We start from the raw sequence: 13,406 nt of genomic DNA, 5'->3' as shown, positions 1-13,406 counted from the left end.
GCGCCAACGGGCTATTCCGCCGGCACCTCCGCCACCCGCTCGCCCGGCTTGAACTGCCTGAGGCGGGCGGCGCGGAAGCGCTCGCCGAACACGTCTGTCAGCGTCGGTCCGATGCCCTTGCGCGCCGTCTCGAATTGCTGGCGGGCGTCGGCGTCGGCCGGGTCATGCAGCGCCTTGGCCTCGGCGTCCTGCAGGGCGCGCACCTCCTCGTTCAGCCGGCGCGCCGATTCATGCGGCAGGGCGCGGCCGGCGACATAGACCGCCTGGCTGATGCCGATCAGGTAGTTCACCTGCTCCGGGATGCTGAAATTGGCGAGGTCGCCGGTGCCGTTCACCACCAGCGCACCGGCCGCGAACAGGCTGAACACCAGCGCCTGCACCCGCGTCACGTCGATCTCGCCTTCCGCCGAGACGAGGTCGAGCCAGCGCGGCAGCCGGGGCGAGGGGTCCACGATCCCCGTGCCGAGCAGCCAGAGCCGGTTCTGCGTGTCGATGCTGGTGCCCTCCGCCACGCGCGCCAGCGTCGAGCCCGCGAGGGTGATGCCAAGCAGCGTCAGCACCGTGTTTGACACCTCCGGCAGCTTGCCGGTGCGCGCCATGACATAGGCATAGACGCCGGAGACGACCACGGTGAACAGCAGCACCTGGAAGCGCGACAGGCTGCAGACCCCGAAGCTGTCCTGCGCGATCACCGTCGGGCGCATGGCGTACCAGAAGGCCGCGCTGCGGCCGCGGCGGATCACGCCGGTGCTCTGCGCATGCGCGATCTGCCTCGACTGGAGCTGCAGCGTCGCCAGGGCGAGGGCGAGGTAGATCGCGGCCACCGTCAGCACGCCCGTCAGCGTCGAAAGCTTGAAGGTGGAGATGAAGAAGGGCTCCCGCGCATAGGCGCGGATCTCCTTGCCGTTCGCGCGGCGGGAGCCGGGGTCGTAGTTCGGGTCGACGCAGACGAAGACCACCACCTGCCATCGCGTGGGCAGCCAGCCACCGCGCTCGAGCGCGGGGAACAGGGCAGTCACCGCGGTGCGGTCGTCCTCCGGAGAGGGCGGCAGGACGGTGCCGCGGACAAGATCCTGCTCCGTGATGGAGCCCGGCGTCCGGTCCGCGGGATAGGCCACCGCCTCCAGCCACGCGGCGCGCCATTCATTCGCGGTGATGCCGTCCGGGCGGGAGATGATGAATTCCAGCGTCGGGATGGCCTTGGCGGTCTGCTGCACATTCTCGAGCCGCAGCGCCGGCGCGCTGCCGTTCAGGTGCTCCGCGACGGAGCGCATCACCATGAAGCCCGAGCCGACGCGCCATTCCTCGTCGGGCGGCACGCGCGGACTGCAGAGGATTCGGCCCTGCGGCGCCGTCGCGGGCTGCGCCAGCGCGGGCGCAAGGCCGGGCAGCACGAACAGGACGAGCAGGAAGAGAAGCCGGCCCATCGCTCCGCCTCTGTTGCGCAGCGCGACGATGCGCGGCGGGCGGCCCTGCTGTCCAGCCTTTGTGGGCAGTTGCTGCCGAGCCATTCCCGTGCGCTGCGCCCGCCGGAGGCGGGCGAGGCCGCGAAGGCGGCCCGCCGCTTGTGCGGCGCAGCCAAGCGAAGCGGCGGCGTCTGAGGGCCCTTTCCGTGTCAACGGAAAGGCTCACCGGCATCAGGTCGCGAATCCCTGCACCAGGCTGCCCGCGACCAGCCGCCAGCCGTCCACCAGGACGAAGAAGGCAAGCTTGAAGGGCAGCGCGACGACGGTTGGCGGCAACATCATCATGCCGAGCGACATCAGCACGCTCGCCGCGACCAGGTCGATCACCAGGAAAGGCAGGAACAGCAGGAACCCGATCTCGAAGGCGCGGCGCAGCTCGCCCACCAGGAAGGCCGGCATCAGCGCGCGCCACGGCGCCTGCTCGGCCGGCGCCTGCGGCAGGTTCCCGAGGTCGAGGAACAGCGCGAGATCGGCGTCGCGCACCTGGGCCGCCATGAAGCGGCGGAAGGGCTCGGCGGCGGCGGCGAGCCCCTCCATCTCGCCGATCCTGCCTTCCGACATGGGGCGGATGCCCTGTTCCCAACTCGCCATCAGCACCGGCTCCATCACGAACAGGGTGAGGAACAGCGCGAGTGCGATCAGCACCGGGTTGGGCGGGATGGCGGGCGCGCCGATGGCGCTCCGCAGCAGGGACAGCACGATGACGATGCGCGCGAAGGCGGTGACCATCACCAGCAGCGCCGGCGCAAGCGAAAGCAGGCCGATCAGCGCGGCAAGCTGCACCAGACGCGCGGTGGCGCCCGCCCCTTCGCCGCCGAGATCGAGGTTGAGGCTCTGCGCCGCGGCCGCGCCGGGCAGCATCAGCAGCAGCAGGAAGAGGAGGGCGCGGATCATGGCCCTGCCTTCGGCGGCGTCTCGGGCCAGCCCAGCACGATGTCCTGCCCACCGCCCGTCAGCAGCAACAGCGATCGTCCGTCGCAGCGCAGCAGCACCACACGGCGGCGCGCATCCAGCGCCACCGCTTCCTCCACCATCAGGCGGCGGTTGCCGCGCGCAAGGCCGGCGGCGCGCACGCCGCGCAGCACCAGCACCAGCGCGAGCAGGATGCCCGCCAGCGCCGCGGCGGCGGTGATCAGGCCGGTCCAGCCGATCTCGTGCATGCCGTCTCCATCCTGGGACGAGCCTGTGGGGGTGGGTTCAGGTGCGGGCGAGGCTGGCCGCGAGGCCGTCCACCTGGCCGCGCAGCGACAGCAGGGCAGGGCGCAACCGCTTCGCTTCCTCCGCGCCGAGCGCCATCACGGCGGCGCAGAGCGTCGTCGCCTCGCGCTCGAGCCCGGCGAGGTCGATCCGGCGCCCGCCCTCGACCAGCGCGCGCGCGAGGGACAGCGTGCCGTCGAGCGAGGCGATGGCGGCGTGGACGGCCTCGGCGGGTTGGGTTGGCTTGCGCATCGGCGCTGACTAGCCCGGCGCCGGTGAAGGAAGCGTTACCGCCGCCATCCTCGCATCGCTAACCGTTTCTTCACCGCTTCGCGCGAGGCTGCGTGCATGGATCCCGCCGCCGCGACCCGCGCCGCCCGCGCCCCCGATCCGCTGGCCCTCGCCGAGCGGCGGCTGCATTGGCTCGACCGGCGCCAGGCGGTGCTGGCGCAGAACGTCGCCAATGCCGACACGCCCGGCTACCGCCCGCACGACCTCGTGCCCTTCCGGCGCGAGCTGGAAGGGGCGGTACGGCTGGCGATGGCGCGCACCCAGCCCGGGCATGGCGCCGGCAGCCCGGCCGCGGCGGCGAATGCGCGCACCGAGCGCGGCGTGCCGGAGGTGACGCCGGACGGCAACGCCGTCTCGCTCGACCGCGAGGCGATGCGCATCGCGGAGACGGATACCGCCCATGCCGTGGCGATGGCGGTGCATCGCAGCTTCATGGGCATGTTCCGCGCGACGCTCGGGCGTTGAGCGCGGTTGCAGGGAAGGGGAAGAGGATGGACCTCGATCGCGCCTTGCGGATCTCGGCGGCGGGCATGGCGGCGCAGTCCACGCGCCTGCGCGTCGTCGCGGAGAACCTGGCCAACCGCGACAGCACGGGGGAGGCGCCGGGCGCCGATCCCTATCGCCGCCGCACCGTGACCTTCGCCAACCGGCTCGACCGGGCGCTCGGCGTGGAGGCGGTCGGCGTCTCGCGCATCGGCACCGCGCCCGGCGAGTTCCCGACGCGCTTCGAGCCCTCCCACCCGGCGGCGGATGAGCGCGGCTACGTCAAGACGCCGAACGTGGACAGCCTGGTCGAGGTGATGGACATGCGGGAGGCGCAGCGCAGCTACAGCGCCAACCTCTCCGTGCTGGAGACCACGCGCGCCATGCTGACGCGCGCGATCGAGGCGCTGCGGTGAGCGGCGCCGCCGGCATCGGCGCGACCGCCGCCGCGGCCTATCGCGCCGCCTCGGGCGCGGCGGCCGGCGGCACCGTCGGCGCGGCGGAGGCGGCGACCGGCGGCTTCGGCGCGCTGGTGCAGCGGGCGATGGAGCAGGGCGTGCAGATCGGCCGCAGCGCGGAGGCCGCCTCCACCGCGGCCATGCTCGGCCAGGGCGGCGTGACGGAGGCAGTGCTGGCGATCTCCCGCGCCGAGCTCACGCTGCAGACCGCGGTCGCCGTGCGCGACCGCGTCGTCGCCGCCTACCAGGACGTCATGCGCATGCCGATCTGACGGCGGCGCGGCATCGCAGGCGGGGAAAAGCTCCGTGGACACCGAGCAGGCGCTGGCGCAGGCGCTGCGCGAATCCCTCTGGGTCTCGCTGCAGGTCATGGGGCCCCCGCTGCTCGCGGTGCTCGCCGTCGGCCTTGTCATCTCGCTGCTGCAGGCGCTGACGCAGGTGCAGGAGGCGACGCTGGCCTTCCTGCCGAAGCTCGCAGTCTGCGCGGTTGTGATGCTGCTGCTCGGCCCTTTCGCGGTCGGCGCGATGCGCGGCTGGACCGAGACGCTGTTCGACCGCGCCATCGAGCTCGGCGGCGTGCGATGACGGCCGAGGACGCCGCGCTGCTGCAGTCGCTACCGGCGCTGGCCTTCCAGGCGGTGCTGGCCTTCGCGCGGATCGGCGCGGCGGTGATGCTGCTGCCGGGCCTCGGCGAGCAGGAGGTCTCGCCCACCATCCGCCTCGTGCTCGGGCTGGCGCTGCTGGCGCTGTTGCTGCCGGTGCTGGCACCCGGCCTGCCGGCGGCGCCGGCCGATGGCGCGGGCGCAGCCGGGCTGATCGCGCAGGAGGTCGTGGTCGGGCTCTGGCTCGGCGGGCTGGCGCGCATCGCCGCGCTGGCACTCGCCATGGCGGGGCAGGCGATCGCCACGCTGATCGGGCTGCAGGGCCTGCTGGTCGCGGATCCCGAGCTCGGCGGCCAGAGCACGGCGCTGGGCCGCGCCTTCGGGCTCATTGCAGCCTGCCTCGTGCTCGGCACGGGGCTCTATGCCATCGCGCTGCGCGCGCTGGTGGACAGCTACGCGGTGCTGCCCGCTGGCGCGCCGATGCCGGCCGGCGCGGCCGCCGAGGCGATGGCGGAGGCTGGCGCCGCCTCCCTCGCGCTGGCGCTGCGCCTGGCCGCGCCCTTCGTGATCGCGGCGATCGTGCTGAACCTCTCGCTCGGCCTGCTCGCGCGGCTGGCGCCGCAGGTGCAGACCTTCTTCGTCGCGGTGCCGGGGCAGATCCTGGCCGGGATCGCTCTGCTGGCCCTGCTGGCGCCGCCGCTGCTGGCGGTGTTCGCGGAAAGCCTCGCCGATGCGTTCCAGGCGCTGCCGGGGGCGCGCTGAGCGATGGCCGAGGAGGATGCCGCCGATCCCGCCGACCGCTCGGAAGCCGCGACACCGCGGCGTGTCGAGAAGGCGCGCGAGCAGGGGCAGGTGGCGCTGTCGCGGGAGGCGGCGGGCTTCGCGGCGCTCGCGGCCGGCAGCCTGGCCGTGGCGCTGGCGCTGCCGCCGCTCGGGCTCGAGCTGCTGAAGGCCATGCGCGCCACGCTGGAGCAGGCGCATGGCGCAGACCCGCTGGAGGTGGCGCGGCTGCTCGGCTGGCAGGGGCTGCTGCTGGTCGCGGCGGTGGCCGGTGCGGCGGCGCTCGGCGCCTGTGCCGCGACGCTGCTGCAGACGCGCGGGCTGGTCTCGGCCAAGGCGCTCGAGCCGCGGCTCGACAAGATCAGTCCGCTCGCGGGGCTGCGGCGGCTGTTCGGGGCGGAGGGCCTCGCGGAATTCCTCCGCAGCCTGTTGAAGATCGGCGTCGTGGGCGTCGCGCTCTGGTTTGCGCTCGGCGATCCGGCCGAGTTGCAGTCGGCGCTGCACGCCCCGGCCGGCGGGATGCTGCAGGCAGCCGCGGACGCATCCTGGCGGCTGGTCGGCGCGGCGCTCGGCGCCTTCGCGGCCCTTGCGGTGCTCGACCTGCTCTGGGTGCGGTTCAACCACCTTCGCCAGCTGCGCATGACGCGGCAGGAACTGCGCGACGAGATGAAGGAGAGCGAGGGCGACCCGCATCTCCGCGCCCGCCGCCGGCAGCTGCGCGAGAGCCGCGCCCGCAACCGCATGATGGCGGAGGTTCCTCGCGCAGCGGTTGTGATTACGAACCCCACACACTATGCGGTGGCGCTGGCCTATGCCGAGGGAGAGGCGGCGCCGAAGGTCGTGGCGAAGGGCGTGGACGAGCTGGCCGCGCGTATCCGCGCGCGGGCCGAGGCAGCTGCCGTGCCGATTGTCAGCAATCCTCCGCTCGCGCGTGCCCTGCACAGGCTGGAACTCGGCGCCGAGATTCCAGCGGAGCATTACCAGGCGGTCGCCGAGATCATTGCATTCGTATGGCGCCGCAGGCGCGGTGACGAACAACTTGTTGCACGGGATGGGGCGAGACGCGCTTGACGAGACACCCGAATGCATGTGCAGGGTCACTGAAGCGTGATGTTGCGCTGGACAGGGGGATGCCGATGGCTGAACCGCGCTGGGGCGGGCTCGAAGCCCTGTTGCGGAGCCGCCTTCCGAAGGGCGAGCTGGATCCCGCGCTCTGCGCGGTGCTGGAGGCCGCGTCGCCCGGCCTCGCCCTGCTCGATCCCTCCGACCGGCTGATGGCCTGGAACCCGGAACTGGCGCGGATCTGCGGCCCGACGCTGCCGCTGCGCCCCGGCATGGCGATGGCCGGGCTGATCGCGCCCGACATGCGCGACGCTGCCGCCGCCGCGCTCGATGCGGGACGGCGGGTCGAGGCCGCGCTGGCCAGCGCGGGCTCGCCGCAAGTGCAGATCGAGCGCCGCCGCCTGCGCGAGAACGGGGCGCTGCTGCGCGTCGCGCCCGTCGCGACCGCCGAGCAGAACGCCCAGAACGCCGCGGCCGCCAGGCTGCAGGCGGTCGGCGCGCTGGCGGGCGGCATCGCCCACGACTTCAACAACCTGCTGACCGCCATCTCGGGCAGCGCCGAGGCCGCCCTGGCCCGCGACCCGGATTGCGACGCCGCGCCGGAACTCCGCCAGGTGATGGAAAGCGCCGGCCGCGGCGCGGCTCTGGTGCGGCAACTGCTCGCCTTCGCGCGACAGCAGGCGCTGAACCCGCGGGTGGTGGAGCTGAACGCCGCCGTCTCCGCCATGGCCGGGTTGCTGCAACGCCTGCTCGGCAGCCGCATCCGCCTCGCGGTGGATCTCGAGGAGCCGGGGCGACGCGTGCGGATCGACCCGACGCAGCTCGACCAGGTGATCATGAACCTGGCGCTGAACGCGCGCGACGCGATGCCGGATGGCGGCGCGCTGCGCATTGCGACCCGCCATGCCGTGGTGCTGCAGCCCGAGCCGCTGCAGCAGGAGGAACTGCCGCCCGGCCGCTATGCGGTGCTGGAAGTGAGCGACAGCGGCGCCGGCATCCCGGCCGACATCCTGCCGCGGATCTTCGACCCCTTCTTCACCACGAAGCGGGAGCAGGGCGGCAGCGGGCTCGGGCTCGCCACGGTGCACGGCATCGTGCGGCAGTCGGGCGGCTTCATCGCGGCCGAGAGCCGGCTCGGCGAGGGCACCACCTTCCGCATATGGCTGCCGCGGCATGAGGGCGCTGCGGATGCGATTCCGGCCGCGTCGCCGGCCGCGGCGCCAGTGCCGCCGGTTTCTCTCCCGCAGCCGAAGCCCGCGATGCCGAGTGCCGCGCCGGTGCTGCTGGTGGAGGACGAGGCACCGCTGCTGAAGCTGGCCGAGCGCGCCCTGCGCCGGGCCGGATTCGATGTGTTGAGCGCCGCCTCGGCGGAGGATGCACTGGACCTGCTCGAGCAGGGCGGCCCGAAGCCGATGGCGCTGGTCTCGGATGTGGTGATGCCTGGCATGGACGGCCTCGCCCTGGCGTCCCGCCTGCGCGAGCGCGACCCCGACCTGCCGGTGCTGCTCGTCTCGGGCTATGCCGAGGTGGCGCTGGGCCGGGACCTCGAGGCGGAGCGTCTCAAGCTGCTGCCGAAGCCCTACGGTCTGGCCGACCTCGTGGCGGAACTGCGCTCCATCCTGCCGAGGACGCACGCCGAAGTTTCCTAAATGTTCTTGTCGGGCCCATCCACCTGGGCCATAGTGCCGCCCGGCTACCGGCCGGTTGCGGAACCCCGTGGTGTCCCCGCAACCGATCGGGCATGTTTGCCGCAGGCATGACCGCAGGGTGGTGATTCGCCCGGCGGTTGCGCCCGTGGGTTGAGACAGGACGTCGGAGAGGGCGCGACCCCATGGACAAGACGAAGGCGCTGGATGCCGCGCTGAGCCAGATCGAGCGGGCATTCGGCAAGGGCTCGATCATGCGCATGGGCACGAAGGCCGCCGATGCGGAGGTGGAGGTCGTCTCCACCGGCTCGCTGGGGCTGGACCTGGCACTCGGCATCGGCGGGCTGCCGAAGGGCCGGATCGTGGAGATCTACGGCCCGGAGAGCTCGGGCAAGACGACGCTGGCGCTGCATGCCATCGCGGAGGCGCAGAAGAAGGGCGGCACCTGCGCCTTCATCGATGCCGAGCATGCGCTCGACCCGGGCTATGCCCGCAAGCTCGGCGTGGACGTGGACAACCTGCTGATCAGCCAGCCCGATGCCGGCGAGCAGGCGCTCGAGATCTGCGACACGCTGGTGCGCTCGGGCGCGGTGGATGTGCTGGTGGTGGACAGCGTCGCCGCGCTGGTGCCGCGCGCGGAGCTGGAGGGCGAGATGGGCGACAGCCATGTCGGCCTGCATGCCCGGCTGATGAGCCAGGCGCTGCGCAAGCTGACCGGCAGCGTCGCCCGCTCCAACACGCTGCTGATCTTCCTGAACCAGATCCGGCTCAAGATCGGCGTGATGTTCGGCAACCCGGAGACGACCACGGGCGGCAACGCGCTGAAGTTCTACGCCAGCGTCCGCATGGAGATCCGGCGCATCGGCTCCATCAAGGAGCGCGACACCACCACGGGCAACCAGACGCGCGTGAAGGTGGTGAAGAACAAGATGGCGCCGCCGTTCCGCCAGGTGGATTTCGACATCATGTATGGCGAAGGCATCTCCAAGGTCGGCGAGCTGATCGACCTCGGGGTGAAGGCCGGCATCGTCGAGAAGTCGGGCGCCTGGTTTTCCTGCGACAGCCAGCGGATCGGGCAGGGGCGGGAGAACGCCAAGCAGTTCATGCGCGACAACCCGGAGGTGGCGGCCAGCGTCGAGAAGCGCATCCGCGACCAGGCGGCGGGCCTCGCCAACGCGATGCTGGCCGGCGAGGAAGCGGAGGCCGCCGCGGCGGAGTGAGGGACGGTCTGCAGGGGGCTTTGCCCCCTGCACCCCCACCAGGAAGCTGAGCTTCCTGGACCGGCGTCCGTTTAACGCAGAAGGAGGAGGGGGCCTTGGCCCCCTCCTCCTTCTGCGTTCAATACGAATGTGGGGGTCCGGGGAGCTTAAAGCTCCCCGGCGGGGGCACGGGGGCAGCGCCCCCGCACACACGCCCTACCTCACGCCGCGCTGCCCTTGCTCCGCTTCGCCGGGTCGTTCGCCGCCTTGCCGCGCAGGGCGGCCGGGTTGACGTGCTGTTCGGCGATCTCGGTCAGGCGCTCGTCGGTGTCCTTCTCCTCCTTGAGCGTCTGGGCCAGCAAGTCGGCGGCCTCCTGCATGCCGGCGGCCTTCGCCATGGCGCAGAGGGTGCCGTAGGCCGCGATCTCGTAGTGCTCGACCTTCTGCGCGGCGGAGATCAGCGCGGCGTCGCGCACCGGGCCTTCCTCGTGCTCGTCCACGATCTCCTCGGCCTCCGCGACCAGGCCCTCCATCGCCTCGCATTCCTCGCCCTCCGGGTCGCAGCCCAGCATCTCCGCAACCTTCTCCAGCCGCTCGACCTGGCGCTGGGTGATCTCGAGATGCTCCTCGAAGGCGTCCCGAAGCGCCGGGGTGGAGGCGGCGTCTGCCATGTCGGGCAATGCGTCCAGCAATTGCGTCTCGGCGCTGTAGGTGTCCTGAAGCAGTTCGCCCATCAGCGACTTGAAGTCCTCGGCCATGGCGGTCGTCCCTGTGGTGGGGTGGTGGCAGGTCCCGAACGGGCGGGCACGGGGGCGGGTTCCGGCGCGCCGGCCCTCGACGGGGGCAGCACTGCGCGCTAGTGGAAGCGGCTTTTCCCCGGGCAAGAGACTTCGGCGAACCAAGGCCATGACCAGCAGCAACGACATCCGCGCCACCTTCCTCGACTACTTCCGCCGCAATGGGCACGAGGTGGTGGACAGCTCGCCGCTGGTGCCGCGCAACGACCCGACACTGATGTTCGCGAATTCCGGCATGGTGCAGTTCAAGAATGTCTTCACCGGGCAGGAGAAGCGCCCCTATGTGCGCGCGACCACGGCGCAGAAATGCGTCCGTGCCGGCGGCAAGCACAACGACCTGGACAATGTGGGCTATACCGCCCGCCACCACACCTTCTTCGAGATGCTGGGGAATTTCAGCTTCGGCGACTACTTCAAGGAACAGGCCATCCATCATGCCTGGGAGCTGCTGACCAAGGATTTCGCCCTGCCGAAGGACCGGCTTCTGGTCACCGTCTACTCGGAGGACGAGGAGGCGCCCGCCTATTGGAAGAAGATCGCGGGTTTGTCCGAAAGCCGCATCATCCGCATCCCGACCAGCGACAATTTCTGGCGCATGGGCGACACCGGCCCCTGCGGCCCGTGCTCCGAGATCTTCTTCGACCATGGCGACAAGATCGCCGGCGGCCCGCCTGGCTCCGAGGACCAGGACGGCGACCGCTTCATCGAGATCTGGAACCTGGTCTTCATGCAGTATGAGGAAGGGCCGCCCGGCACGCGCGTGGCGCTGCCCAAGCCCTCGATCGACACGGGCATGGGGCTGGAGCGCTTCGCGGCGATCCTGCAGGGCAAGCACGACAATTACGACACGGACACGCTGCGCGCGATCATCCTGGCCAGCGCCGAGGCGACCGGGCAGGACCCGGACGGCAAGTGGCGGGCCAGCCACCGTGTGGTGGCGGACCACCTGCGGGCATCGTCCTTCCTGGTTGCGGATGGGGTGCTGCCGTCCAACGAGGGGCGCGGCTATGTCCTGCGCCGGATCATGCGCCGCGCCATGCGCCATGCGCACATGATGGGCTCGCAGGACCCGCTGCTCTATCGCCTGGTGCCCGCGCTGATCCGCCAGATGGGCGCCGCCTATCCGGAACTGGTGCGCGCGGAGAAGCTGATCGTCGAGACGCTGAAGCTCGAGGAAGGCCGCTTCCGCAGCCTGCTCGCCCGCGGCCTCGGCCTGCTGGCGGAGGAGACGGCGCGGCTCGGCGACAGGGGCGTGCTGCCGGGCGAGGTGGCCTTCCGCCTCTACGACACCTATGGCTTCCCGCTGGACCTGACGCAGGACGCGCTGCGCGGCGAGGGCAAGAGCGTGGACGTCGCCGGCTTCGAGGCGGCAATGGCCGAGCAGAAGAAGCGCGCCCGCGCGGCCTGGGCGGGCTCGGGCGAGGCGGCCACCGAAACCCTCTGGTTCGACCTCAAGGAGAAGGTCGGCGCGACGGAATTCCTCGGCTACTCGACCGAGACGGCGGAGGGCGAGATCCTCGCCATCGTGCGCGACGGTCAGGTGGTGGACAGCGCGCCCGTCGGCGCCGAGGTCGCGGTCGTGCTGAACCAGACGCCCTTCTACGCCGAGAGCGGCGGCCAGGTGGGCGACACCGGCCTGATCTCCGCCGGCGAGGCGGCGCGGATCAATGTCCGCGACACGCAGAAGAAGCTGGGCGACCTGATCGTGCATTACGGCCAGGTCGCGCATGGCGAGGCGAAGGTCGGCCTCGCGGTGCAGGCCGAGGTGGACCATGCCCGCCGCACCGCGATCCGGTCGCACCACTCCGCGACGCATCTGCTGCATGAGGCGCTGCGGCGGCGGCTGGGGACGCATGTGAGCCAGAAGGGCTCGCTGAACGCGCCGGACCGGCTGCGCTTCGACGTCTCGCACAACGCGCCGATGACGGACGAGGACCTGGCCTGGGTCGAGGCCGAGGTGAACGCCCGCGTGCGCGAGAATGCCGAGGTGACGACGCGGCTGATGACGCCGGAGCAGGCCGTCGCCGCCGGCGCGATGGCGCTGTTCGGCGAGAAATACGGCGAGGAGGTGCGCGTCGTCGGCATGGGCCATGACGAGGCGGCCGCAGAGAAGCACGGCGTCTATTCGCTCGAGCTCTGCGGCGGCACGCATGTGCGCCGCACCGGCGACATCGGCCTGTTCCGGATCGTCAGCGAGGGCGCGGTCAGCGCCGGCGTTCGCCGCGTCGAGGCGGTAACCGGCGAGAGCGCGCTGAAGCTGCTGGAAGAGCGCGACCGCCAGCTGAACGAGGCCGCCGCGGCGCTGAAGGTGCGGCCGCAGGAACTGGCGGACCGCATCGCCGCGCTGGTGGAGGAGCGCCGCAAGCTGGAGCGCGAGGTCTCCGACCTGCGCAAGAAGCTCGCGACCGGCGGCGCGGCGGCGGAGGTGGAGACCATCGGCGGGCTGCGCGTGGCGCTGCGCGATGTGGGCGAGGTGCCGGCGCGCGACCTGAAGGGCCTGGCCGAGGCGATCCTCAAGGGCGGCACGGCGGATGTCGTGGTGCTGGTGAGCAGCGAAGGCGGCAAGGCGAGCATCGTCGCGGGGCTCGGCGAGGGCGCGAAGGGCAGGGCGGATGCCGTCTCGCTCGTGCGCGCCGCGGCGGCCGCGGTCGGCGGCAAGGGTGGCGGTGGGCGGCCGGAGATGGCGCAGGCCGGCGGCCCCGATGCCGACAAGGCGGCCGAGGCGCTGTCCGCTGTGCGCGAGACGCTGGCGCATGGCGTCGCGGCCTAGGCCGCGTCTTACGCGTCTTCACGGCGCGATCCGGGTGGCGGCGCTCGCCGTGCTGGCAGCGCTGCCCGCCGGCGCCGACGCCGCCGAGATCGTGCTGCGCGCGGAGCGGCCGCGGTCCCGGCCGCTGATCCTGCATGTCGAGGCGCAGGACGGCGCCTGGCAGGTGCGCGTGCTCGACACCGGCGGGGTGGAGCGGCAGCGCTTCGCGGTGCCGACCGATGCGCCGGATGCGCCGCCCCGCGCACTCGACGCCGACCAGGACGGCGCGGCCGATCTCTGGCTGCCGCTGATCGCCGGCGGGGCGAACACCGCCTTCGCGCTGTGGCGGATGCAGCCTTGGCGCTCGCGCTTCGTGGCGGCCGGCGAGGTCTCGGGCGCCACCTTCACGCTCGATCCCGCCGGTCATCTCGTCGCAACGGCGCGCAGCGGCTGCTGCGCGGTGGAGCATGTGTTCCACCGCTTCGGCGGCGACGGCGCGCTGGATCGTGCCTTCACCCTGACGCGCCGGCTCGACCCGGAGCTTCCGGCCGCGCAGCGCTGCACGGTCGAGCCCGGCAGCGTGACGCCGCCGGCAAAGCTGGTGGAGGCGCTCTGCGCGCTGGATGCGGAGGCGCCGATCCCCGGCCGCCGGCTTCCGGTGCATTGAGGCGAGGCG

15 protein-coding genes are annotated in these 13,406 nt (G+C 72.1%); 10 read left to right on the top strand and 5 right to left on the bottom strand.

Going from position 1 to position 13,406, the window contains the following annotated elements; genetic code table 11:
* Window positions 1-11: 11 nt before the first annotated feature.
* From DFH01_RS15660 to DFH01_RS27840, 4 genes are all read right to left on the bottom strand, one after another.
* The gene (locus DFH01_RS15660; RefSeq protein ID WP_109871374.1) at window positions 12-1,427 is read right to left on the bottom strand and encodes a hypothetical protein; all 1,416 of its coding nucleotides are present in this window, start codon (window positions 1,425-1,427) and stop codon (window positions 12-14) included.
* Window positions 1,428-1,637: 210 nt separating this feature from the next.
* The gene (gene fliP, locus DFH01_RS15655; protein ID WP_109871373.1) at window positions 1,638-2,360 is read right to left on the bottom strand and encodes a flagellar type III secretion system pore protein FliP; all 723 of its coding nucleotides are present in this window, start codon (window positions 2,358-2,360) and stop codon (window positions 1,638-1,640) included.
* The gene (locus DFH01_RS15650) at window positions 2,357-2,626 is read right to left on the bottom strand and encodes a flagellar biosynthetic protein FliO (RefSeq protein ID WP_109871372.1); all 270 of its coding nucleotides are present in this window, start codon (window positions 2,624-2,626) and stop codon (window positions 2,357-2,359) included. Before DFH01_RS15650 ends, fliP begins: the two co-directional genes overlap by 4 nt.
* Before the next feature lie 37 nt (window positions 2,627-2,663).
* On the bottom strand, window positions 2,664-2,915 hold the full coding sequence (locus DFH01_RS27840) for a hypothetical protein (RefSeq protein ID WP_146217072.1): 252 nt from the start codon (window positions 2,913-2,915) through the stop codon (window positions 2,664-2,666).
* A gap of 96 nt (window positions 2,916-3,011) precedes the next feature.
* Between DFH01_RS27840 and DFH01_RS15640 the strand changes: the two genes are divergently transcribed.
* The 8 genes from DFH01_RS15640 to recA all read left to right on the top strand — a co-directional run bounded on the left by DFH01_RS15640 (window position 3,012) and on the right by recA (window position 9,205).
* Entirely contained in the window at window positions 3,012-3,419 is a 408-nt protein-coding gene (locus DFH01_RS15640; protein ID WP_109871370.1) for a flagellar basal body rod protein FlgB, read from the top strand.
* 26 nt (window positions 3,420-3,445) lie between these two features.
* A complete protein-coding gene (flgC, locus tag DFH01_RS15635; protein WP_109871369.1) occupies window positions 3,446-3,853 on the top strand; it encodes a flagellar basal body rod protein FlgC in 408 nt (135 codons plus the stop codon).
* On the top strand, window positions 3,850-4,167 hold the full coding sequence (gene fliE, locus DFH01_RS15630; protein WP_109871368.1) for a flagellar hook-basal body complex protein FliE: 318 nt from the start codon (window positions 3,850-3,852) through the stop codon (window positions 4,165-4,167). The genes flgC and fliE overlap by 4 nt, the downstream gene beginning before the upstream one ends.
* Window positions 4,168-4,201: 34 nt before the next feature.
* Window positions 4,202-4,480, top strand: coding sequence for a flagellar biosynthetic protein FliQ (locus DFH01_RS15625; protein ID WP_233256129.1), 279 nt, complete (start codon window positions 4,202-4,204; stop codon window positions 4,478-4,480).
* The gene (locus tag DFH01_RS15620) at window positions 4,477-5,259 is read left to right on the top strand and encodes a flagellar biosynthetic protein FliR (protein WP_109871367.1); all 783 of its coding nucleotides are present in this window, start codon (window positions 4,477-4,479) and stop codon (window positions 5,257-5,259) included. Before DFH01_RS15625 ends, DFH01_RS15620 begins: the two co-directional genes overlap by 4 nt.
* 3 nt (window positions 5,260-5,262) lie before the next feature.
* Window positions 5,263-6,348, top strand: coding sequence for a flagellar type III secretion system protein FlhB (gene flhB, locus DFH01_RS15615; protein WP_109871366.1), 1,086 nt, complete (start codon window positions 5,263-5,265; stop codon window positions 6,346-6,348).
* Between the two features lie 65 nt (window positions 6,349-6,413).
* Window positions 6,414-7,988, top strand: a complete 1,575-nt coding sequence (locus DFH01_RS15610; RefSeq protein WP_158287778.1) for an ATP-binding protein — start codon at window positions 6,414-6,416, stop codon at window positions 7,986-7,988.
* A 182-nt stretch (window positions 7,989-8,170) separates the two neighbouring features.
* On the top strand, window positions 8,171-9,205 hold the full coding sequence (gene recA / locus DFH01_RS15605) for a recombinase RecA (RefSeq protein ID WP_109871364.1): 1,035 nt from the start codon (window positions 8,171-8,173) through the stop codon (window positions 9,203-9,205).
* A gap of 200 nt (window positions 9,206-9,405) precedes the next feature.
* Here the strand turns inward: recA and DFH01_RS15600 are convergent, their stop codons facing one another.
* Window positions 9,406-9,942: a ferritin-like domain-containing protein gene (locus tag DFH01_RS15600; protein ID WP_109871363.1), complete on the bottom strand. Its 537-nt coding sequence runs from the start codon at window positions 9,940-9,942 to the stop codon at window positions 9,406-9,408.
* A 148-nt stretch (window positions 9,943-10,090) separates the two neighbouring features.
* On the opposite strand from DFH01_RS15600, the gene alaS reads away from it, so the two are divergent.
* Window positions 10,091-12,751, top strand: coding sequence for an alanine--tRNA ligase (gene alaS / locus DFH01_RS15595; protein WP_109871362.1), 2,661 nt, complete (start codon window positions 10,091-10,093; stop codon window positions 12,749-12,751).
* A gap of 34 nt (window positions 12,752-12,785) precedes the next feature.
* Window positions 12,786-13,397, top strand: a complete 612-nt coding sequence (locus tag DFH01_RS15590) for a hypothetical protein (RefSeq protein ID WP_109871361.1) — start codon at window positions 12,786-12,788, stop codon at window positions 13,395-13,397.
* Window positions 13,398-13,406 lie beyond the last annotated feature (9 nt).

The organism is Falsiroseomonas bella, assembly GCF_003173615.1.
Lineage (GTDB): Bacteria > Pseudomonadota > Alphaproteobacteria > Acetobacterales > Acetobacteraceae > Falsiroseomonas > Falsiroseomonas bella.
Note: the sequence above shows the minus strand (reverse complement) of the source record. Positions and strands in the feature narration are given on the sequence as shown.